Source organism: Pseudomonas sp. GR 6-02, from assembly GCF_001655615.1.
Taxonomy (GTDB): Bacteria; Pseudomonadota; Gammaproteobacteria; order Pseudomonadales; family Pseudomonadaceae; genus Aquipseudomonas.
In genome coordinates this window covers 1,125,001-1,147,456 of record NZ_CP011567.1, presented here as the reverse complement: position 1 = coordinate 1,147,456, position 22,456 = coordinate 1,125,001, and the positions used below count along the sequence as shown (strand labels likewise).

The following is a 22,456-nucleotide window of genomic DNA, read 5'->3' as shown; positions in this document are numbered from 1 at the left end:
GGACCACGCTCGTCAAAGGCTGGCCGTGACGATGCGAATTTACTTCGCGCCCAGTGCCAGTTTGGCGACTTGTGGCGCAGGCTGGTAGCCCGGAATGACCTGACCGTCAGCCAAAACGATGGCCGGTGTACCGTTCACGCCAATCGACTGACCGAGGGCAAACTGCTTGGACACCGGGTTATCGCACTTGGCGGCCTTGATTTCCTTGCCATCGACCATTTTGTCCATGGCGGCTTTCTTGTCTTTCGAACACCACACGGCTTGCAGTTGCTCGTCACCCGGCGAGCCCAGGCCCTGGCGCGGGAACGCAACATAACGCACTTCGATGCCGCGTTTGTTCAGCTCAGGCACTTCGGCGTGCAGCTTGTGGCAATACGGGCAAGTGGTGTCGGTGAACACGGTGATGTGCGACTTGGTTTCGCCGATGGCCGGGTAGACCACGGTTTCAGCCACAGGAATGCCATTGATCAGTTTGGCAATGCCCAGGCGCTCGGTCTTTTCGGTCAGGTTGACCGGTTTGCCGTCCTTGAGCTGGAACAGGTAGCCCTGAACCACGTATTGGCCGTCGGCGCTGGCGTAAAGCACGCGGCTGCCCTTGAGCTTGACTTCGTACAGACCTGGCAGCGGGCTGGCGGTGATGGTTTCGACCGGCACGTCGAGCTGGAGGTTTTCCAGGCTTTTACGAATGGCTTGGTCGGCCGCGTCATCGGCGACGGCAAAGGTGCTGACCAACGCAATGGCTGCAGCGGCGAAAATCTGGGTCAGACGCATGAGAACTCCTGAAGGCGGACAAATGGGACGATCAGAACGCCCGTGCCGAAACACCGGGTCATAACCGCCCATCGTGCAAACCGGCAAAGCCTACCACATAAGGCCCGTGTGGCGAGGGGGCTTGCCCCCGTTGGGTTGCGAAGCAGCCCCTCTTTGGCGATCCCTATCCGACATATGGACCGAGGCGTGAGGCTTGACGACTGCTGCGCAGCCGAACGGGGGGCAAGCCCCCTCGCCACAGGGTTTGTAACCATCCCGCATTGATTAGCCTCTGGGGTGATGCTTGGCATGCAGATCCTGCAAGCGCGCCCGGGCGACGTGAGTATAGATCTGGGTGGTGGAGAGATCGCTGTGGCCGAGCAACATTTGCACCACCCGAAGGTCGGCACCGTGGTTGAGCAGGTGCGTGGCGAAGGCATGACGCAAGGTATGCGGCGACAGCGACTTGCCGATCCCGGCGACCTTGGCCTGGTGCTTGATGCGATGCCAGAAGGTCTGGCGGGTCATCTGCTCACCGCGCTGGCTGGGGAACAGCACATCGCTGGGACGCCCGCCCAGCAACTCGCCACGGGCATCGCGCATGTAACGCTCGACCCAGACAATCGCCTCCTCGCCCATCGGCACCAGACGTTCCTTGCTGCCCTTGCCCATCACCCGCAGCACGCCTTGGCGCAGGTTGACCTGCTCCAGCGTCAGGCTGATCAGCTCCGTCACCCGCAAGCCACACGCGTAAAGCACCTCAAGCATGGCGCGATCACGCTGACCGATGGCCTCGCTCAAGTCCGGCGCGGCCAGCAAGGCCTCCACATCGGCTTCCGACAAGGATTTAGGCAATGGCCTACCCAGTTGCGGCATATCCACGCGCAGGGTCGGATCCACGGCAATCAGCTTTTCCCGCAACAAATAGCGATAGAAACCACGCACGCCGGAGAGGAATCGCGCCGTAGAACGGGGTTTGTAGTTTTGCTCCAGGCGCCAGGCCAGGTGATCGAGGATCAACTCGCGCCCGGCGTTGATCAGCTCCAGGCCTTTTTCCTGCAACCAGCCGTTGAACAAGGCCAGGTCGCTGCGATAGGCATCGCGGGTGTTATCGGAAAGGCCTTTCTCCAGCCACAGGGCGTCGAGGAACTGGTCTATCAGGGGATGATCGATGGCAGGCATGGGGGCTCAGGACTGGCGGGCAAAAGGCCGCAAAAATGAAGAGTCTTGCATAACACGTTGAAGGTGACACATGAAATTCGGGCACAAAAAAAGCATCCCTTGCGGGATGCTTCTTTTTGAGTAGACGCTCAGCTCATTACCGGGCCGGTTCGTTCTGCCCCAGGATCAGCTTGCCATCCTTGTCGACCGGAATCTGATTGCCTGGATCGCGATCCATCCGCACCTTGCCTTCCTTGCCGTCCAGCGAATAACGAACGTCGTAGCCTACGACCTTGTCGCTGATGTCATTGACCGTGTTACAGCGAGTCTGAGTCGTGGTGTAGGTGTCACGCTCCTGCATGCCTTCCTGCACCTTGTTACCCGCATAACCGCCGCCGACCGCACCGGCCACTGTGGCGATTTTCTTGCCTGTACCGCCGCCGATCTGATTGCCCAACAGGCCACCAGCCAGGGCGCCGACCACCGTACCGGCGATCTGGTGTTGGTCTTTCACCGGCGCTTGCCGGGTCACCGTAACGTCCTTGCACACTTCACGTGGAGTCTTGATTTGTGTCTTGACCGGTTCAACGGCCAGCACTTGTGCATACTCAGGGCCGCTTTTAACCAGTTTGTAGGTGGCAACAGCACCACCGGCAGTCACACCGACAGCACCCAATACCGCACCAACCAGCAACGACTTGTTCACATGAACCTCCTGGCTATAACAGACGGGACAAACCCGCGCTTCTCCCAGCCTTGGAGCATGAAAAAAGGCGCGAGTTCAACACTCGCGCCTTCTCGGCTTGCAGCAGGAAAAAGATAACCGTTATGGACGGTCGTCGACTTCCTTCTCGCTCGTCGCCACAGGAATCAGGTCTTCGCTGTTCAGGTTCAGCCAGATCAGCACCACGTTCGCGATGTAGATCGAGGAGTAAGTACCCGCCAGAACACCGATGAACAGGGCAATGGAGAAACCGAACAGGTTGTCGCCACCGAAGAACAACAGGGCCGCGATCGCCAGCAAGGTGGAGATCGACGTCGCCATGGTCCGCAGCAGGGTTTGCGTGGTCGAGATGTTGATGTTCTCGATCAGGCTGGCCTTGCGCAGGACGCGGAAGTTCTCACGAACCCGGTCGAATACCACGATGGTGTCGTTGAGCGAGTAACCGATGATCGCCAGTACCGCCGCCAGCACCGTCAGGTCGAAGGTGATCTGGAAGAACGACAGGATACCGACGGTCACGATAACGTCGTGGATCAAGGACACGATCGCACCGACCGCAAACTTCCACTGAAAGCGGAAAGCCAGGTAGATCAGGATGCCGCCCAGCGCCATCAGCATGCCGAGGCCGCCCTGGTCGCGCAGTTCTTCACCCACCTGCGGGCCGACGAACTCGACACGCTTGACCTGAGCCGGGTTGTCGCCGCCGACTTTCTGCAGCGCTTCAGCCACCTGGTGACCCAGTTGCGGGTCTTCGCCAGGCATGCGCACCAGAAGATCGGTAGTCGCACCGAAGTTCTGCACGATGGCTTCGTGATAACCGGCTGTAGCCAGTTGCTCACGCACCTTGGTGACATCGGCCGGACGCTCGTAGGTCAGCTCGATGAGCGTACCGCCGGTGAAGTCCAGGCCCCAGTTCATGCCCTTATGAAAGACACTGAACATTGCCAGCGCGGTAAGGAACAATGTGACGCCGAACGCAAAGTTGCGAACGCCCATGAAGTTGATTGTACGTAACATGGCAGCCCCTTAAATCCACAACTTCTTGAAGTCACGACCGCCGAAGATCAGGTTGACCATCGCGCGGGTCACCATGATGGCCGTGAACATCGAGGTAAAGATCCCGAGGGACATGGTCACGGCGAAACCCTTGACCGGGCCGGTGCCCATGGCAAAGAGAATCCCGCCCACCAACAAGGTTGTCAGGTTGGCGTCGAGAATCGCGGTGAATGCCCGGCCGAAGCCTTCGTTGATTGCCCGTTGTACGGTCATGCCGGCCGCGATCTCTTCACGTATCCGCGAGAAGATCAGGACGTTGGCGTCGACCGCCATACCCATGGTCAATACGATACCGGCGATACCCGGCAGGGTCAGCGTTGCACCCAGCAGCGACATCAAGGCCAGCAGCATCACCATGTTCACTGCCAGCGCAACGGTGGCGATGAGGCCGAAGAAGCGGTAGATGGCCATGATGAACAGCGAGACAAACAGCATGCCCCACAACGATGCATCGATACCTTTGGTGATGTTGTCGGCACCCAGGCTTGGGCCAATGGTGCGCTCTTCAGCGAAGTACATCGGAGCCGCCAGACCACCGGCACGCAGCAACAGCGCCAGCTCGGACGATTCGCCCTGGCCGTTCAGGCCAGTGATGCGGAACTGGGCACCCAGCGGCGACTGGATGGTCGCCAGGCTGATGATCTTCTTCTCTTCCTTGAACGTCTGGACCGGCACGTCTTTCTCGACGCCGTTGACCACTTGCTTGACGTAAGTGGTGACCGGACGCTGTTCGATGAAGATCACCGCCATGCTGCGGCCGACGTTGCTGCGAGTCGCACGACTCATCAGCTCGCCACCGTGGCCATCCAGACGGATGTTCACTTCTGGCGTACCGTGCTCGCCGAAGCCGGCCTTGGCGTCAGTCACCTGGTCACCGGTGATGATCAGGCCACGCTCGATCAGAGCCGGAGGACGCTTGCCTTCACGGAACTCGAATTCCTCGGAAGTGGCTTTCGAAGCGCCAGGCTCAGCCGCCAGACGGAACTCCAGGTTGGCCGTCTTGCCGAGGATACGCTTGGCTTCTGCGGTGTCTTGCACGCCCGGCAGCTCAACCACGATGCGGTTGGCGCCCTGGCGCTGAACGATAGGTTCGGCAACACCCAGCTCGTTGACGCGGTTACGTACCGTGGTCAAGTTCTGCTTGATGGAGTATTCGCGGATTTCCGCCAGCTTGGCCGGGGTCATCGCCAGACGCAGTACCGGTTGGCCATTGAGGTCGGCCGGAACAATGTCGAAATCGTTGAAGTTCTTGCGGATCAGCGCACGGGCCTGTTCGCGGGAGTCTTCATCAGTGAAGCCCAGCTGAATGGCACCGCCCAGTTGCGGCAGGCTGCGATAGCGCAGTTTCTCTTTGCGCAACAGGCTCTTCACATCGCCTTCGTAGACTTTCAGGCGTGCGTCGAGGGCTTTGTCCATGTCCACTTCCAGCAGGAAGTGCACACCACCGGACAAGTCCAGACCCAGCTTCATCGGGTGCGCGCCCAGGCTGCGCAGCCATTGCGGGGTGGTTTGCGCCAGGTTCAGTGCAACGACGTAGTCATCGCCCAATGCCTTGCGCACAACGTCTTTGGCTGGCAACTGGTCTTCGGCCTTGACCAGGCGAATCAGACCGCCCTTGCCGTTTGCCGCCAGCGTGGCCGCCTTGACGTTGATCCCGGATTCCTTGAGCGCGGTGCTCACACGGTCCAGATCAGCCTGATTGACTTGCAGCGCAGTGCTTGCACCGCTGACCTGAATGGCCGGGTCATCAGGATATAGATTGGGAGCGGAATAAATCAGACCGACCGCCAGCACCGCCAGGATCAGAATGTATTTCCACAGAGGGTATTTGTTCAGCATCACGCCGCCCGCTTATGACGCGGGGCGCCTTGCGCGCCCCGTCGATTGAGTAGAAGTTGTAACTTAGATCGCTTTGAGCGTGCCTTTTGGCAGCGTGGCGGCGATGGCACCTTTCTGGAACTTCATTTCAACGGTGTCGGAAACTTCCAGAACCACGAAGTCGTCGGACACTTTGGTGATTTTGCCGGCGATACCACCGGTGGTCACAACTTCGTCACCTTTTTGCAGGCTGCTCAGCAGGTTCTTCTGCTCTTTGGCGCGCTTGGCCTGTGGACGCCAGATCATCAGGTAGAAGATGACCAGGAAACCGACCAGGAAAATCCACTCAAAGCCGCCGCCCATCGGGCCTGCCGCAGGTGCAGCAGCGTCAGCCATGGCATTAGAGATAAAAAAGCTCATTTAGCACTCCAGTTGCAAATGTTGAATCTTGGGGTCAGAAAACTCAGTCCAAAGGCGGAACAGGCAACCCGCGTTTGGCGTAGAAGGCATCGACAAAGGCGGCCAATGTACCCTGTTGAATAGCCTCGCGCAAACCAGCCATAAGCACTTGATAATGGCGCAAGTTATGGATGGTATTGAGCATGCTTCCCAGCATTTCGCCGCACTTGTCCAGGTGATGCAGATAAGCGCGGGAGAAGTTCTGGCAGGTATAGCAATCGCAGGTCGGATCCAGCGGCGAGTCATCATGGCGATGGAACGCGTTACGGATCTTCAGCACGCCTGTATCAATGAACAGATGCCCGTTGCGGGCATTACGGGTTGGCATCACGCAATCGAACATGTCCACACCGCGGCGCACACCCTCAACCAGATCTTCCGGTTTGCCAACGCCCATAAGGTAACGAGGTTTGTCAGCCGGCATCTGACCCGGCAGGTAATCGAGCACCTTGATCATCTCGTGCTTGGGCTCGCCCACCGACAGACCGCCGATGGCCAGGCCGTCGAAGCCGATCTTGTCGAGGCCTTCCAGGGAGCGCATGCGCAGATCCTGGTGCATGCCGCCCTGCACGATGCCGAACAACGCCGCCGTGTTGTCGCCATGGGCGTTTTTCGAACGCTGAGCCCAGCGCAACGACAGCTCCATCGATACGCGAGCGACGTCTTCGTCGGCCGGGTACGGGGTGCATTCGTCGAAAATCATCACAATGTCGGAGCCCAGGTCACGCTGGACCTGCATCGACTCTTCCGGGCCCATGAACACTTTGGCGCCGTCGACCGGAGAGGCGAAGGTCACGCCCTCCTCCTTGATCTTGCGCATGGCGCCCAGGCTGAACACCTGGAAACCGCCGGAGTCGGTCAGGATCGGGCCTTTCCACTGCATGAAATCGTGCAGGTCGCCGTGCTTCTTGATCACTTCGGTGCCAGGACGCAGCCACAAGTGGAAGGTGTTGCCCAGAATGATTTCCGCGCCGGTGGCGACGATATCCCGCGGCAGCATGCCCTTGACCGTACCGTACGTGCCCACCGGCATGAAGGCCGGGGTCTCGACGGTACCGCGCGGGAAGGTCAAACGACCGCGACGCGCCTTGCCGTCAGTAGCAAGCAACTCAAACGACATACGACTTTGGCGACTCATTCTTTGTCCTCAGGGCCACGTGGTGCGGGATTACGGGTGATAAACATCGCATCACCGTAGCTGAAAAAGCGGTATTCGTTGTCGACGGCGGCTTTATAGGCGGCCATGGTCTCGGGATAACCGGCGAACGCCGAAACCAGCATCAACAGCGTGGATTCGGGCAAATGGAAGTTGGTGACCAGAGCATCGACCACATGAAACGGCCGGCCCGGGTAGATAAAGATATCGGTGTCGCCACTGAACGGCTTGAGCACGCCATCACGCGCGGCACTTTCCAGGGAACGCACGCTGGTGGTCCCCACGGCCACCACACGACCGCCGCGAGCGCGGCAGGCCGCAACGGCATCGACCACGTCCTGGCCGACTTCCAGCCATTCGCTGTGCATGTGGTGATCTTCGATCTTCTCCACGCGCACCGGCTGGAACGTGCCAGCGCCGACGTGCAAGGTCACGAACGTGGTCTCGACGCCCTTGGCGGCAATCGCCTCCATCAGCGACTGATCGAAATGCAGCCCCGCCGTCGGCGCCGCCACCGCGCCCAGGCGCTCGGCGTATACCGTCTGATAACGCTCGCGGTCCGAGCCTTCATCCGGGCGGTCTATATAAGGAGGCAACGGCATGTGCCCGACGCGGTCGAGCAGCGGCAACACCTCTTCGGCAAAGCCCAGCTCGAACAACGCATCGTGACGCGCCAGCATCTCGGCCTCGCCACCGCCGTCGATCAAAATCTTCGAGCCGGGCTTGGGCGACTTGCTGGAGCGCACATGGGCCAGCACGCGATGACTGTCGAGCACCCGCTCCACCAGAATTTCCAGCTTGCCGCCGGAAGCTTTCTGGCCAAACAGCCGCGCCGGAATCACCCGGGTATTGTTGAACACCATCAAATCGCCCGGGCGCAAATGCTCAAGCAAATCAGTGAATTGACGGTGTGCCAGGGCGCCGCTGACCCCATCCAGGGTCAACAGGCGACTACCGCGACGCTCGGCCAAAGGATGGCGAGCAATCAGCGAATCAGGGAGCTCGAAGGTAAAGTCAGCAACGCGCATGATGGGGTTCGTCTAGCAGGGCCGGGAAGTCTAGCGGAAATATCAAAAATTCTCCATGTACCTGATTGACCAGCGGTATTCACCTCTCTATACTTCGCCGCCATTGAGCCCTGATGGCGGAATTGGTAGACGCGGCGGATTCAAAATCCGTTTTCGAAAGGAGTGGGAGTTCGAGTCTCCCTCGGGGCACCAAAATTAAGAAAGGTCTTGCTTAGCAAGGCCTTTTTTTTCGCCTGTAGAAAAGCCATTGCCCGCACCGCTGTCGTGTGACGGCTGCCGAAGGTTGCGATCTTTTGATCCTGCTTCTCTTACGCACGTCCCGCACCGGTGGAACATTTCACAAGGATTCCCTCATGGAATTGCAGCTGGAAAGCGTCGCCCTCTTCTCCCTGAAACTGGCTTACGAGACGGAAGATTCAAGTCCGATTTTGCGTGATGATCTGGTCATGGGTGATTACCAGCGGGATGTGTTTGAGTTGCTGGTGCGGCGGGGGGATGTTGAGGCGATTCAGGTGAAGGTGGATGAGTGTGTGGGGTTGGCGTTGGAAGCTATCGGCGGCGTGGATAAGCCGTTGGGGCGGGAGTTGCAGAGGTTGGCGGGTGAATTTGCCGGTATTCAGACGATGGGGCAGCTTGATGGTCCGCTCATCGCGCTCAAGGATTATTTAAAAGACATTCAATAAAGGCGGGCGACCTAAAAAGCTGGAACGCCCGATAACCGGACCGTGGGCCAGGTCGCAAGAACTGGCTCTTCGCAGGTTCACTGCGCAGCGAAAAATGGGCAGCGGGCGATTGAGATCGAAGAGCTTCCACCTCATAAATGGAGCGAATCACAGTCGGACTGGATTGGTGAGCGCTACGTCCCGAATCGGGCCATTCCAAGCGATGGGTGAGAGTAGGGATACTACGATAAGGAAAGCTACCTGGGACAGGTAGAAGGGCTCCAGCCACTGTTGCTTCAATGCGACGTAAAAAGTGTTATGGGTTACGTCGACCAAAATAATCGCTACCGTGAGCACGATTCCGGCTCTTGGTTTGATGAAAAGTAACAGTGCTGCAAGCGGATCAAAAAACGTAAGCGCTCCCCAGAAAATACGGCTACCCAAGTAAGCGTCAGGCCCGTATCCGTAGTCCCAGAGCAATCCATGCGAAACGTCTGCACGGATGTGATTAGCGGTTGCAATGAAAAGGCAGCATGCGAACAAAACCCTGACGGCGAATGACAATCTTGGCATAGCGTTATCTACATTCGTGATCTACGCCCTGCATGATAGCGGGATCGACCAACGACGCGAGCAATTGCAAACTGGGAAGGTCTGATCGATAAACGCTTACGGGAGCTACTGGAGATTGGCGGCTGATTTCGGAGCGACGCAGACGATTGAGCAGCTGTATTTGAAAAGCATTCTGTGAAAAACAAGCGAAAAGCGCGGCAGAGCACTCTGCGTAAAAACCACCAACTTTTGAATAAATTAAGCAGGCAACACAAACCTCGCTTCAAGCCTATGCAACAACTCAAACGTATTCAAATAAGGAACATCAAGCTCCTGGCAAATATTAGGAATAATAAATTTCCGTTTTGCGTCGAGATTCAGCACTTCATGAGTAACGACTGTAGCCCCTGTAGTCAACGCTTTCGCAATTAACCATGGGTCAGCCCCCGCTAAAAACTCTTCCATTGCGCCTATTTTCATCTTAGGCGCTTGACCAGCCACAAGCCCCGCAACCTGCGCGAATGCCAGTTGCGTATCCTTATCGGTGGTGGAGTGAAAGAAATCAGAATTGTCCTTCGCCCAACCCGCCAGGTCGTCATGCCCTTTTGTTAGCTCATCCATTACAGGTCCAATACTGGCTAAAGCCAATGCTTTATTTTTTAGCAGTAACCATTGCCAGAAGCCAGGACAGATAGCCATCCCGTAGTAACGGTTCTTGGCTTCGATCAGTGTGTTAGCGTCAAGTAAATGATTCATTCCGTAATCTTGTTGGCTAGAGTCCTTAATTTAGCAGGTTGCACGCCGAGCAAACTTCCCGCCTCGCGTAGCAGCATCCGGCCACTCATTGCTTCAGTCAGCACTGCCTTGCTTAGGCGAGGGCTGTTTTTCGCGGTGGCGTTACGGTAATAGTCACCCGCTCCACCTTTTTCATCCTGGAAAGCCTTGAGGATCATTCGATAGTAAGCGCTATAAAGTGCTTGGCTTATATAACCAAGATCCAGTGCGCGGCGACCGACAGCTAATTTACTGATGTGAAACCGAGTGGCCAGCAGAGCTAAATTGTCTTCCCAGTTAACATCTGCGTTCCACATGGCACGGAATTGGGCTTCAGGAGCCAGAAATTCACCTGCCACTGCATTGCAGAAACGCTCCTCGTCTCGACCATTTGCAGTGTTTCCGTCAGACACACCACTGCTACCAATCCATATATGGGCCAGCTCGTGAAGTAATGTGAACAGCCTGGCGGTGGGGGCATCGGAACTGTTGATGAATACAACGGGGGCGTAGGCATTACTGATGGCAAACCCCCGAAACTCGCTCACTTCAAGTTTGCGATGAGTATTCCCTAGCGCAATGCCACTGCGCATAACCAAAACTCCAGCCATTTCTGCGGCATCGATCAAGGCACGGCTGTATTTTTCGTAATCCAATCGAGCAATGTCAGGATTCACGCCAAGGATTCGGCGGATATCGTCCACCACCTCTCTGACTTGAGATCGGCTATTGAAGCGAGCTACAAAAGCCAGCGGCTGATGCTCCTGGTGTTGCAGATACTCCAGATACCAATCCTGCTTACGTATGGCATCCCTCACGGTGTCCAACAGTTCCAGACTGGGACGTTGAGGTGCAATCCCACCGACGGTCCGCAGATCAGGCAAAGGCAATTGTTCGACGGGCGGCTGCTGAAGAAACAGGAAACCAAACGGGATGTGAGCGACATTCGCCCACTTTTGAGCCTGAAGGAATGTAGGTTTGGTCTCGCCAGCCTCCCATTCCTCTACTCGATCAGGTTTCACTGGCAGCTTTTTAGCAACCTGCTCAGTGGAGAGACCTGCGCGCTCACGAGACCATGTGAGCAGGCTTGGATTGACGAAGGCAGCTTGGCTCATAGGGTCGCAGGCAAATCAGATGGGGCCAGTAAACGTTCGAGAGCATCTTTAACAGATGCATCCGACTGACGCTGGTTCCAGTTATCTGGCATTGCCTTTCTCCTTGGCTATTAAAGGTCTGGTGGTAGCGACTACAGATTAGTAGAGAAGCAGAGCTACCGACGGTAGAAGCGCGCGATTATGAGGTAAATCCGGAATGACCCGAAGCGCAAATATGTAACCCGCAGACAGATGGCATTACCCTGTTTCAATGTGTTTCATGACGCAGCACACCTTTCTCCATTCCTCCGCCCCTTCTTCATCACCCGAATATCCTCTGTGACTGATCATATAATCACCCAGCGCTCTCGAAGGTTGCAGGAAAAGGGTCTGCACGATACCCTCCCACCGTCGCTGCAAATTCAGCGACCGGGCTTGGTAACCCGAGGTAAATCACTGCGCAACAGTGCCATGCGTCCGCAGGCGCTTTTTTTTCGCCTGCGATCTGCGTTATGGCGGCTGTGCGTGGGACGTCTTCGGGCGTGCCGGTTTCCTTGATTTCCCGGTTTACCAACCTGCGCACAGCTGCCACCCATTCGCTTGGTAACGAATTGTGGCAGCTCTTCAAATTAAGGAGCTTTGCAATGCGCAGTATGGATCCGTACAAAATTTGGCTATTACCTCAACGCGATTCCCAATCGCATAACGCCCCACCATCCACCCTCTCCCACCGCCTCTCCATCATCGGAGGTGGCAAATGACCGATCAATCAGACCTCAAAACCATCGGCTTAACCCCCGCCATCTACTGCTCCGATCAACCACTCTTCCACGTCACTCACGGCGTCCCGCTCGGCGATGCGTTATCGATGGCTTCTGATTTTCTGTTCCTCGCCAAGAAGCTGACCGAAGATGCTGCCTACGCCAGAGATACCGACCGCCATGCTTGGGCCGCGCATTATTTGACGGCGATGAGTAAGGCGGTGGTTGATGATGCGGTGAAGGTGCTTGCGCGGGATCGAGATTCTGCGCCGGCACCTGAGCGGGCGGCGGCGACGTCTGAAGGGTAGCGGCTGGAGAATAGCGGGATGGCTTTGATGCCATTCGGTGATTGGCATGACGCCTGCGGGGGTGAGCTGCTTGGGAGGGTGGTTGGGCATCGGCATTGATGTTGGATGATCTGGCCCTTTCGCGAGCAAGCCCGCTCCCACAGGGGGTTGTGTGGGCTGACTGGCATTTGGGATTAGCCTCGACATTTTTCGGGGCTTTTTATCATTTGGCTCAGAGTGGATGTTTGTGGGGTTTTCGGTTTACAGCGCAATAAATCGACGGATCTGCTCCCTGGAATTGCCCACGGATCTGATGCTGTTTCTTACCTGTGATGCTTGATATATATCAGGCATCGACAGGCCCTCAGGGCATTAGGTCAGTGAGCGAACGCCCCACGCCCCGCTCATCTAGACTTAATGGATAGTCGTAGGCAGAACCGAACACGTCGCTTTGGTGCGGATGATTCAAAGGCGGCGTGGCAAGCTGCGTGATATGCCTGAAGAGGTGCGGCAAAGACCGCGCCGGGCACAACAAGATGCCCACTCAGGGTGCCCTGGCCAACGGTCTGAAAATGCCACGAAACCGTGACGTGGCGTGAACGCCGCAGCCGACACTTTCGGACGACCGACAACCGCCTGGTTTGTCCGTGACCGTGAGGAATGCTGTATGTCTGATGAGATGTTGCACCTGCCTATGGTCAACAGCCTGCTGGAGCGCCACAAGGGTTTGCCCGGCGCATTGTTGCCGATCCTTCATGAAATTCAGGAGGGCATCGGTTATATCCCCGATGCCGCCGTTCCCGAGATTGCCCACGCCCTCAACCTGAGTCAGGCCGAGGTTCGCGGGGTGATCAGCTTCTACCATGACTTCCGTACCGCGCCTCCTGCCCGACATATCCTGCGTCTGTGCCGGGCCGAGTCCTGCCAGAGCCGCGGTGCCGAGCAGCTCGCGGCGCAATTGCGCGACCGCCTGCAACTGGACGACCACGGCAGCAGCGCCGACGGCAACATCAGTCTGCGCCCGGTGTATTGCCTCGGCGCCTGTGCCTGCTCGCCTGCCCTGGAGCTGGATGGTCAGGTGCATGCGCGGCTCACTGCCGAACGCCTGGATGCCCTGCTCAACGCTTGCCAGGAGGACGCATGATGCCGACGCTTTATCTGCCCTGTGATTCTCTTGCCCGCGCCGTGGGCGCCGATGAGGTGGCCGTGGCCCTGGCCACTCTGGCCCAGGAGCGCGGTCTGCCGCTGGACTTGCAACGCACCAGCTCGCGCGGCCTGTACTGGCTGGAACCGCTACTGGAAATGGACAGCCCGCAAGGTCGTATCGGCTTCGGCCCGCTGACCGCTGCCGATGTGCCGTCCGTGCTCGATGCGCTGCAAGGCGAGCCGTCCGCTCATCCGCTGGCCTTGGGGCTGGTGGAGGAGTTGTCTTATCTGAAGACCCAACAACGCCTGTTGTTCGCCCGCGCCGGTATTACCCGGCCGCTGTCGTTGGAGGATTACCGGGCTCATGGCGGTTTCGAGGGCTTGACCCAGGCCATCGCTCTGGGCGGCGAGCAGACCGCGACTGCAGTATTCGATTCTGGCCTGCGTGGCCGTGGCGGCGCGGCTTTCCCGGCCGGGATCAAATGGCGCACGGTGCGCGCTACCCAAGCGGCGCAGAAATACATTGTGTGCAACGCCGACGAAGGCGACTCCGGCACCTTCGCCGACCGTATGCTGATGGAAGGCGACCCCTTCCTGCTGATCGAAGGCATGGCCATTGCCGGCATCACCGTCGGCGCCAGCTACGGCTACATCTATGTGCGCTCGGAATATCCACAGGCCGTGGCCACCTTGCGCGAGGCGCTGGACATCGCCCGGGCCGCCGGTTACCTCGGCGCCAATGTCGGCGGCAGCGGACTGGCCTTCGACATGGAAGTGCGAGTGGGTGCCGGCGCTTACATCTGCGGTGAGGAAACCGCGCTGCTGGACTCCCTCGAAGGCAAGCGCGGGATCGTCCGCGCCAAGCCGCCGATCCCGGCCTTGCAGGGCCTGTTCGGCCTGCCGACCCTGGTGCACAACGTGCTGACGCTGGCCTCGGTGCCAATGATTATGGCCAAGGGCGCGCAGTTCTATCGCGACTACGGCATGGGCCGTTCCCTGGGCACCATGCCCTTCCAGCTGGCGGGTAATATTCGTCACGGCGGTCTGGTGGAACGGGCCTTTGGCCTGACCCTGCGGGAATTGGTGGAAGACTACGGCGGCGGGACCGCCAGTGGCCGGCCGCTGAAGGCCGCGCAGGTTGGCGGCCCTCTCGGTGCGTGGGTGCCACCCTCGCAATTCGACACGCCGCTGGATTACGAAGCCTTCGCCGCCATCGGCGCGATGCTCGGTCACGGTGGTGTGGTGGTGGCTGACGACAGCTTGGACATGGCCCACATGGCGCGCTTCGCCATGCAGTTCTGCGCCGAGGAATCCTGTGGCAAATGCACACCGTGCCGTATCGGCTCGACCCGGGGCGTTGAGGTGATAGACCGCCTGCTGGCTGCGCCTGACCAGAACGGTCGCGATGAGCAGGCGATCATCCTCAAGGACCTGTGCGACACAATGCAATACGGTTCGCTGTGCGCGTTGGGCGGCATGACCTCCTATCCGGTCGTCAGCGCCCTCAAGCACTTCCCCGCCGACTTCGGTCTGCAAGCCTCGGAGGCCGAGCAATGATCACTGTATTCGACCCGAAAACCGATATGGATCTGGGTACCCCGGCCCGCGAAAGCCAGGTGCAAGTCACCCTGAACATCGACGGCCAAAGCATCAGCGTGCCCGAAGGCACCTCGGTGATGCGCGCTGCGGCGATGCTGGGCACCACCATTCCCAAACTGTGCGCCACCGACAGCCTGGAAGCGTTCGGCTCCTGCCGCATGTGCCTGGTGGAAATCGACGGCATGCGCGGCTACCCCGCATCCTGCACCACGCCGGTCAGCGAAGGCATGACCGTGCACACCCAGACGCCGAAGCTCGCGACCCTGCGCCGCAACGTCATGGAGCTGTACATCTCCGATCACCCGCTGGATTGCCTGACCTGCTCGGCCAACGGCAACTGCGAGCTGCAAACCGTCGCCGGCCAGGTCGGCCTGCGGGAAGTGCGTTACGGCTATGAGGGCGAGAACCATCTGGACGACGTGAAGGACACGTCCAACCCGTACTTCGACTACGACCCGAGCAAGTGCATCGTCTGCAACCGCTGCGTGCGCGCCTGCGAAGAAACCCAGGGTACGTTTGCCCTGACCATTACCGGGCGCGGGTTCGAGTCCCGGGTCGCGGCCGCCGGTGGCGAGGACTTCCTCGACTCGGAATGCGTGTCCTGCGGCGCCTGTGTGCAAGCCTGCCCGACCGCGACACTGATGGAAAAAAGTGTGGTCGAACTGGGTCAGCCCGAACATAGCGTCATCACCACCTGCGCCTATTGCGGCGTGGGCTGTTCGTTCCGCGCCGAGATGAAAGGCGACCAACTGGTGCGCATGGTTCCGGACAAGAACGGCCAAGCCAACCACGGCCACTCCTGCGTCAAGGGGCGCTTTGCCTGGGGCTACGCGACTCACCCGGATCGCATCACCAAGCCGATGATCCGCAAGTCCATTAACGACCCTTGGCAGGAAGTCAGCTGGGATGAAGCGGTGACTTACGCCGCCAGCGAATTCCGCCGGTTGCAGCAAAAATACGGCCGCGATTCCATTGGTGGCATCACCTCCAGCCGTTGCACCAACGAAGAAACCTACCTGGTGCAAAAACTGGTGCGCGCCGCGTTCGGCAACAACAACGTCGACACCTGTGCGCGGGTCTGCCACTCACCGACCGGCTATGGCCTGAAACAAACCCTGGGCGAGTCCGCCGGCACACAGAGTTTCGACTCGGTGATGCAGGCTGACGTAATCCTGGTGATGGGTGCCAACCCCAGCGACGCTCACCCGGTGTTCGCCTCCCAGCTCAAGCGCCGCCTGCGTGAAGGCGCGCGACTGATCGTCATCGACCCACGCCGTATTGACCTGGTGGACACGGTGCATGCCCGCGCCGAACTGCACCTGGCCCTGCGTCCGGGCACCAACGTCGCCATGCTCAACGCCCTGGCCCACGTCATCGTCACCGAAGGCTTGCTCAACCAGGCCTTTATCGACGCCCGTTGCGAAGGCAACGATTTCGCCCACTGGAAAGAGTTCGTCAGCCGAGCGGAAAACTCGCCGGAAGCCCTTGGCCCTGTCTGCGGCGTAGAACCTGCCGATATCCGTGCCGCTGCGCGCTTGTATGCCACCGGCGGCAACGCGGCGATCTATTACGGCCTGGGCGTCACCGAGCACAGCCAGGGCAGTACCGCGGTCATGGGCATTGCCAACCTGGCCATGGCCACCGGCAACATCGGTCGCGAAGGCGTGGGCGTGAACCCGTTGCGTGGGCAGAACAACGTTCAGGGCTCCTGCGACATGGGCTCCTTCCCCCACGAACTGCCCGGTTACCGTCACGTCTCCAACGAGGTGGTAAGGACGCAGTTCGAACAGGCCTGGAACGTCACCCTGCAACCCGATCCGGGCCTGCGCATTCCCAACATGTTCGAGTCTGCACTGGCCGGCAGCTTCAAGGGCCTGTACTGCCAGGGCGAAGACATCGCCCAGAGCGACCCCAACACCCAACACGTCACCGCGGCGCTGTCGGCCATGGAATGCATCGTGGTGCAGGACATTTTCCTCAACGAAACCGCCAAGTTCGCCCATGTGTTCCTGCCGGGCGCCTCGTTCCTGGAAAAAGACGGCACCTTCACCAACGCCGAACGGCGCATCTCCCGGGTACGCAAGGTCATGGAGCCTCTGGGCGGCAAGGCCGACTGGGAAGGCACCGTGGCTCTGGCTAACGCCCTGGGCTATCCGATGAACTACAAGCATCCGTCGGAAATCATGGATGAAATCGCCAGCCTGACGCCGACCTTCACCAACGTCAGCTACGCCGCACTGGATAGTCACGGCAGCCTGCAATGGCCATGCAACGCCGCGGCACCGGACGGCACGCCAACCATGCACATTGAGGAATTCGTGCGTGGCAAGGGGCGCTTCATGCTCACCGGCTACGTGCCGACCGAGGAGAAGGTCAACAGTCGCTATCCGCTGCTGCTGACCACCGGACGCATCCTCAGCCAGTACAACGTCGGCGCCCAGACCCGGCGTACTGAAAACGTCGCCTGGCACGACGAAGACCGCCTGGAAATCCACCCGACCGACGCCGAGAGCCGTGGGATCAACGAAGGCGATTGGGTCGGCATCGGCAGCCGCGCCGGCCAGACCGTACTGCGGGCACGAGTCACCGAACGGGTTGCCCCAGGCGTGGTGTACACCACCTTCCACTTCCCTGAGTCGGGTGCCAACGTGATCACCACCGACAACTCCGACTGGGCGACCAACTGTCCGGAGTACAAGGTCACCGCCGTGGAGGTCAGCCGCGTCTATCACCCTTCCGAGTGGCAAAAACGCTATCAGGCATTCAGCGACGAACAACAACGCCTGCTCAACGAACGTCGCCATGAACGCAGCGCCGGGACAAAAGCCGAGGTACGCCGATGAGTACGGAAAACCTGATCAAGATGGTCAACCAGATCGCCCAATACTTTGCCAGCGAACCGGATCAGCAACAGGCCGTGCTCGGCGTGCGCAATCATCTGCAGATGTACTGGACGCCCGGCATGCGCAAGGAGTTGCTGGCCTGGCAGACGACGCATCAGGGAGCAGACTTGCACCCGCTGGCGCAGGCGGCGGTTAGTGGCGCGGGCTGGGAGGCTTAGGTTTACAGATCCCTTGGCCTGTTGAGACGGGCCAAGGGAGCGTTCCAGCGTTTTTAACGTCGACCCTGTATTCAATGAGTGACGGAGTCAAACGCAGCCAAAATCCACATCAATCAGCAACATCCTTCGGCATAACCCCATCGGTTTGATATCGTGTTGCCATCGCCTCATCTCATCAAAGATGACCAATGGCGGTTTCAGGGTTATTGCGAACAAGGAAAAGGATTGAATGCTGCTAATTGGCGTATTGGTGTTCCTCGCTGCGACAGTGGGGATGTGGATCTGGGTGGTGAAGAACCGCGGAGCTGTGAATCTATGGCTCGCCAACCTGGCAGGTGCCGTGGGTAGTTTTATTGTCGGGATAGCGGTGCTGGTTTTGTTCAATAGATGGCTTGCCCCCGGAGAAGCCTCCTCAGCACGGATCGTTTTATACGTACTCTATACGTTGATGGCGGTTATGGGCGCCTTCGTCGGCACATGGCTCTTGGTGATTGCCAGACTCAAGCAGTCTGAACACCCCGCCTTCCGTCATTTGATTGCCGGGACGTGTAGTCTGTTGGCGGCAGCGATCACTTTGGTAGTGTGGTCAGTAATCCTCCTCCCCAGCAAATGAGTATCCCCCCAGGCAATTGCTGAACTTCAGCCTGGGCCTGCATGATCATCGCCGGCGAGAGTCCTTGCCCGTCGGCGTGAAACTTCCGGAAGTCAGGCTCGCACGTAGACCCAGGCACTGATGCCGGACTTGAGGGTCACACTGACGCGTTTGTAGTCCGCCACCTCGTATTCGTCGGCCGCGACCAGCTCTTGGGCCGTGATCTCGAAAACAGTGCCGGCGATCTCGTCCGACAGGTCGCCACTCTCCTGCACGATCGGATGATGGCTTTTCCCACTCGCCGCCAACACCGCCGGATCGGTTATCTCGACCAGGTTCTGCTTGTAACCTGGCAGGCTGTCCAGGCGCCCTTTCAACTCGCGCCCGAAGGTGGACAGCTGAACGGCCCGGTCCTGCAAAGTACCGTAGGAGAACAGCAGAACCGGTTGCTCTGTTTGGTTTGGCATGAGGTTTCCTTGATCAGATAAGCAAGTCTTCGTAGAACGCTCCGAAAGGGCGCTCAGGGTGGGCGATCTGGATTTCCAGAATCCACAGGCCGGTCGTTGGGCACTTGTCTAAATCCCCGAGGTCGCCACCACGGTGAATGGCATGAGGGAAATCGCTGACTCTGTGGCCCTTGATGTCCAGGTTGAGCTTCCACCCCATGGCTTGCGCCTGGTCGGCCGCATAGCGGTAAAGCTCCATGCCGGAAACCCGCTCGCTGCGCCAAAAGCCTTCGACCCGATTGAAAAGCTCCCGGGAGGCCGCAGCACAGGCGATCATTTCCGGGTCGGAACCGGTGGTGAACGTCGCCCCTGCATCACCTTCGTGCCCTTGCCACACCGCGCCCATGTCGACGAAGAAAATATCTTCGTCACCCAGCACAGGATCGCCATCGGAGCGCTGTTTGAACGTCTTGAGCGTATTGGCGCCAAAGCGGATCAGCAGCGGGTGCCAGATGCGATCCATGCCAAGTTCCGACAGAACCTGTTTACCCAGTGACTGGGCTTCGGACTCGCGCATGCCGGGAGAAATAACCCGGGCAATCTGTTCGATAGCCTTCCAGGTCATCTGCTGCGCATGGCGCATCGTTTCCAACGTGTAATGCTCGCCTACTGCTTCTTTACCGCTCAGGGCCGCTGTCATCGATCATTCCTTTTGTACGAATTCTCGCTATATATTTTCATATACTGCGATATTCGATAAAAAAGATATAGCCATGATCCAGGCTGAAGAAACTTTCCTGCGGACAAAACAAAACCCCTACCTGCATACGCAGATAGGGGTTTCGGAATTTAATCTTGACGATGACCTACTCTCACATGGGGAAACCCCACACTACCATCGGCGATGCATCGTTTCACTTCTGAGTTCGGGATGGGATCAGGTGGTTCCAATGCTCTATGGTCGTCAAGAAATTCGGGTACCGAACCGTCTTTCGACGCTTCAGCAAATTGGGTATGCGATAGTTTCTGCGGCTTTTGTGAATGCTTGCGAACTTTCGGTTCATTGCGTCTTCACACACCGCAATCTGGTGTCCTTTCGGATCAGCAAATTGCTTGGGTGTTATATGGTCAAGCCTCACGGGCAATTAGTATTGGTTAGCTCAACGCCTCACAGCGCTTACACACCCAACCTATCAACGTCGTAGTCTTCGACGGCCCTTCAGGGGACTCAAGGTCCCAGTGAGATCTCATCTTGAGGCTAGTTTCCCGCTTAGATGCTTTCAGCGGTTATCTATTCCGAACATAGCTACCCGGCAATGCCACTGGCGTGACAACCGGAACACCAGAGGTTCGTCCACTCCGGTCCTCTCGTACTAGGAGCAGCCCCTCTCAAATCTCAAACGTCCACGGCAGATAGGGACCGAACTGTCTCACGACGTTCTAAACCCAGCTCGCGTACCACTTTAAATGGCGAACAGCCATACCCTTGGGACCGGCTTCAGCCCCAGGATGTGATGAGCCGACATCGAGGTGCCAAACACCGCCGTCGATATGAACTCTTGGGCGGTATCAGCCTGTTATCCCCGGAGTACCTTTTATCCGTTGAGCGATGGCCCTTCCATACAGAACCACCGGATCACTAAGACCTACTTTCGTACCTGCTCGACGTGTCTGTCTCGCAGTCAAGCGCGCTTTTGCCTTTATACTCTACGACCGATTTCCGACCGGTCTGAGCGCACCTTCGTACTCCTCCGTTACTCTTTAGGAGGAGACCGCCCCAGTCAAACTACCCACCATACACTGTCCTCGATCCGGATAACGGACCTGAGTTAGAACCTCAAAGTTGCCAGGGTGGTATTTCAAGGATGGCTCCACGCGAACTGGCGTCCACGCTTCAAAGCCTCCCACCTATCCTACACAAGCAAATTCAAAGTCCAGTGCAAAGCTATAGTAAAGGTTCACGGGGTCTTTCCGTCTAGCCGCGGATACACTGCATCTTCACAGCGATTTCAATTTCACTGAGTCTCGGGTGGAGACAGCGCCGCCATCGTTACGCCATTCGTGCAGGTCGGAACTTACCCGACAAGGAATTTCGCTACCTTAGGACCGTTATAGTTACGGCCGCCGTTTACCGGGGCTTCGATCAAGAGCTTCGCGTTAGCTAACCCCATCAATTAACCTTCCGGCACCGGGCAGGCGTCACACCCTATACGTCCACTTTCGTGTTTGCAGAGTGCTGTGTTTTTAATAAACAGTCGCAGCGGCCTGGTATCTTCGACCGGCGTGGGCTTACGCAGTAAATGCTTCACCCTCACCGGCGCACCTTCTCCCGAAGTTACGGTGCCATTTTGCCTAGTTCCTTCACCCGAGTTCTCTCAAGCGCCTTGGTATTCTCTACCCAACCACCTGTGTCGGTTTGGGGTACGGTTCCTGGTTACCTGAAGCTTAGAAGCTTTTCTTGGAAGCATGGCATCAACCACTTCGTGTTCTAAAAGAACACTCGTCATCAGCTCTCGGCCTTAGAATCCCGGATTTACCTAAGATTCCAGCCTACCACCTTAAACTTGGACAACCAACGCCAAGCTGGCCTAGCCTTCTCCGTCCCTCCATCGCAATAACCAGAAGTACAGGAATATTAACCTGTTTTCCATCGACTACGCTTTTCAGCCTCGCCTTAGGGACCGACTAACCCTGCGTCGATTAACGTTGCGCAGGAAACCTTGGTCTTTCGGCGTGGGTGTTTTTCACACCCATTGTCGTTACTCATGTCAGCATTCGCACTTCTGATACCTCCAGCAAGCTTCTCAACTCACCTTCACAGGCTTACAGAACGCTCCTCTACCGCATCACCTAAGTGATACCCGTAGCTTCGGTGTATGGTTTGAGCCCCGTTACATCTTCCGCGCAGGCCGACTCGACTAGTGAGCTATTACGCTTTCTTTAAAGGGTGGCTGCTTCTAAGCCAACCTCCTAGCTGTCTAAGCCTTCCCACATCGTTTCCCACTTAACCATAACTTTGGGACCTTAGCTGACGGTCTGGGTTGTTTCCCTTTTCACGACGGACGTTAGCACCCGCCGTGTGTCTCCCATGCTCGGCACTTGTAGGTATTCGGAGTTTGCATCGGTTTGGTAAGTCGGGATGACCCCCTAGCCGAAACAGTGCTCTACCCCCTACAGTGATACATGAGGCGCTACCTAAATAGCTTTCGAGGAGAACCAGCTATCTCCGAGCTTGATTAGCCTTTCACTCCGATCCACAGGTCATCCGCTAACTTTTCAACGGTAGTCGGTTCGGTCCTCCAGTCAGTGTTACCTAACCTTCAACCTGCC

At 58.0% G+C, this 22,456-nt stretch carries 19 protein-coding genes, 1 tRNA gene and 2 rRNA genes (1 of these 22 cut by a window edge); 8 read left to right on the top strand and 14 right to left on the bottom strand.

Going from position 1 to position 22,456, the window contains the following annotated elements:
* Positions 1–39: 39 nt before the first annotated feature.
* The 8 genes from PGR6_RS04950 to queA all read right to left on the bottom strand — a co-directional run bounded on the left by PGR6_RS04950 (position 40) and on the right by queA (position 8,152).
* Positions 40–771 (bottom strand): DsbC family protein, encoded by a 732-nt coding sequence (locus PGR6_RS04950; RefSeq protein ID WP_018926704.1) that lies wholly within the window; start codon positions 769–771, stop codon positions 40–42.
* Between the two features lie 264 nt (positions 772–1,035).
* On the bottom strand, positions 1,036–1,932 hold the full coding sequence (gene xerD / locus PGR6_RS04945; protein WP_007934017.1) for a site-specific tyrosine recombinase XerD: 897 nt from the start codon (positions 1,930–1,932) through the stop codon (positions 1,036–1,038).
* A gap of 136 nt (positions 1,933–2,068) precedes the next feature.
* Entirely contained in the window at positions 2,069–2,617 is a 549-nt protein-coding gene (locus PGR6_RS04940) for a glycine zipper 2TM domain-containing protein (RefSeq protein ID WP_018926705.1), read from the bottom strand.
* Positions 2,618–2,737: 120 nt separating this feature from the next.
* Positions 2,738–3,652: a protein translocase subunit SecF gene (gene secF / locus PGR6_RS04935; RefSeq protein ID WP_018926706.1), complete on the bottom strand. Its 915-nt coding sequence runs from the start codon at positions 3,650–3,652 to the stop codon at positions 2,738–2,740.
* Between the two features lie 9 nt (positions 3,653–3,661).
* Complete coding sequence (gene secD / locus PGR6_RS04930; protein WP_018926707.1) at positions 3,662–5,530, bottom strand: protein translocase subunit SecD; 1,869 nt, start codon at positions 5,528–5,530, stop codon at positions 3,662–3,664.
* A 63-nt stretch (positions 5,531–5,593) separates the two neighbouring features.
* The gene (yajC, locus tag PGR6_RS04925) at positions 5,594–5,929 is read right to left on the bottom strand and encodes a preprotein translocase subunit YajC (protein ID WP_007934009.1); all 336 of its coding nucleotides are present in this window, start codon (positions 5,927–5,929) and stop codon (positions 5,594–5,596) included.
* Positions 5,930–5,972: 43 nt separating this feature from the next.
* Positions 5,973–7,088 (bottom strand): tRNA guanosine(34) transglycosylase Tgt, encoded by a 1,116-nt coding sequence (tgt, locus tag PGR6_RS04920; protein WP_019651852.1) that lies wholly within the window; start codon positions 7,086–7,088, stop codon positions 5,973–5,975.
* 14 nt (positions 7,089–7,102) lie between these two features.
* On the bottom strand, positions 7,103–8,152 hold the full coding sequence (gene queA / locus PGR6_RS04915) for a tRNA preQ1(34) S-adenosylmethionine ribosyltransferase-isomerase QueA (protein WP_064616234.1): 1,050 nt from the start codon (positions 8,150–8,152) through the stop codon (positions 7,103–7,105).
* Positions 8,153–8,259: 107 nt separating this feature from the next.
* Here queA and PGR6_RS04910 point away from each other — a divergent pair.
* Both PGR6_RS04910 and PGR6_RS04905 read left to right on the top strand, forming a co-directional pair.
* A tRNA-Leu gene (locus PGR6_RS04910) sits at positions 8,260–8,344 on the top strand.
* 161 nt (positions 8,345–8,505) lie between these two features.
* Complete coding sequence (locus tag PGR6_RS04905) at positions 8,506–8,835, top strand: hypothetical protein (RefSeq protein ID WP_064616233.1); 330 nt, start codon at positions 8,506–8,508, stop codon at positions 8,833–8,835.
* A gap of 789 nt (positions 8,836–9,624) precedes the next feature.
* Here the strand turns inward: PGR6_RS04905 and PGR6_RS04895 are convergent.
* Positions 9,625–10,122 (bottom strand): DUF4411 family protein, encoded by a 498-nt coding sequence (locus PGR6_RS04895; RefSeq protein WP_064616231.1) that lies wholly within the window; start codon positions 10,120–10,122, stop codon positions 9,625–9,627.
* The gene (locus PGR6_RS04890; RefSeq protein WP_064616230.1) at positions 10,119–11,255 is read right to left on the bottom strand and encodes an XRE family transcriptional regulator; all 1,137 of its coding nucleotides are present in this window, start codon (positions 11,253–11,255) and stop codon (positions 10,119–10,121) included. The genes PGR6_RS04895 and PGR6_RS04890 overlap by 4 nt, the downstream gene beginning before the upstream one ends.
* Before the next feature lie 736 nt (positions 11,256–11,991).
* On the opposite strand from PGR6_RS04890, the gene PGR6_RS04885 reads away from it, so the two are divergent.
* The 6 genes from PGR6_RS04885 to PGR6_RS04860 all read left to right on the top strand — a co-directional run bounded on the left by PGR6_RS04885 (position 11,992) and on the right by PGR6_RS04860 (position 18,701).
* Positions 11,992–12,303, top strand: coding sequence for a DUF3077 domain-containing protein (locus tag PGR6_RS04885; RefSeq protein ID WP_064616229.1), 312 nt, complete (start codon positions 11,992–11,994; stop codon positions 12,301–12,303).
* 646 nt (positions 12,304–12,949) lie between these two features.
* Complete coding sequence (locus PGR6_RS04880; protein ID WP_018926718.1) at positions 12,950–13,426, top strand: formate dehydrogenase subunit gamma; 477 nt, start codon at positions 12,950–12,952, stop codon at positions 13,424–13,426.
* On the top strand, positions 13,423–14,985 hold the full coding sequence (locus tag PGR6_RS04875; protein ID WP_173861180.1) for a formate dehydrogenase beta subunit: 1,563 nt from the start codon (positions 13,423–13,425) through the stop codon (positions 14,983–14,985). The genes PGR6_RS04880 and PGR6_RS04875 overlap by 4 nt, the downstream gene beginning before the upstream one ends.
* On the top strand, positions 14,982–17,870 hold the full coding sequence (gene fdhF / locus PGR6_RS04870) for a formate dehydrogenase subunit alpha (RefSeq protein WP_064616228.1): 2,889 nt from the start codon (positions 14,982–14,984) through the stop codon (positions 17,868–17,870). Before PGR6_RS04875 ends, fdhF begins: the two co-directional genes overlap by 4 nt.
* On the top strand, positions 17,867–18,088 hold the full coding sequence (locus tag PGR6_RS04865; protein WP_018926721.1) for a formate dehydrogenase subunit delta: 222 nt from the start codon (positions 17,867–17,869) through the stop codon (positions 18,086–18,088). The genes fdhF and PGR6_RS04865 overlap by 4 nt, the downstream gene beginning before the upstream one ends.
* A 229-nt stretch (positions 18,089–18,317) precedes the next feature.
* Positions 18,318–18,701 (top strand): hypothetical protein, encoded by a 384-nt coding sequence (locus tag PGR6_RS04860; RefSeq protein ID WP_018926722.1) that lies wholly within the window; start codon positions 18,318–18,320, stop codon positions 18,699–18,701.
* A 92-nt stretch (positions 18,702–18,793) separates the two neighbouring features.
* On the opposite strand, the gene PGR6_RS04855 is transcribed toward PGR6_RS04860, so the two are convergent.
* The 4 genes from PGR6_RS04855 to PGR6_RS04840 form a co-directional block, all read right to left on the bottom strand.
* The gene (locus tag PGR6_RS04855; protein WP_064616227.1) at positions 18,794–19,147 is read right to left on the bottom strand and encodes a gamma-glutamylcyclotransferase family protein; all 354 of its coding nucleotides are present in this window, start codon (positions 19,145–19,147) and stop codon (positions 18,794–18,796) included.
* A 13-nt stretch (positions 19,148–19,160) separates the two neighbouring features.
* Complete coding sequence (locus PGR6_RS04850) at positions 19,161–19,826, bottom strand: M24 family metallopeptidase (RefSeq protein ID WP_064616226.1); 666 nt, start codon at positions 19,824–19,826, stop codon at positions 19,161–19,163.
* 153 nt (positions 19,827–19,979) lie between these two features.
* Positions 19,980–20,095: ribosomal RNA gene (gene rrf / locus PGR6_RS04845) — 5S ribosomal RNA — on the bottom strand.
* Positions 20,096–20,250: 155 nt separating this feature from the next.
* Positions 20,251–22,456: ribosomal RNA gene (locus PGR6_RS04840) — 23S ribosomal RNA — on the bottom strand; it runs 686 nt beyond the window's last position.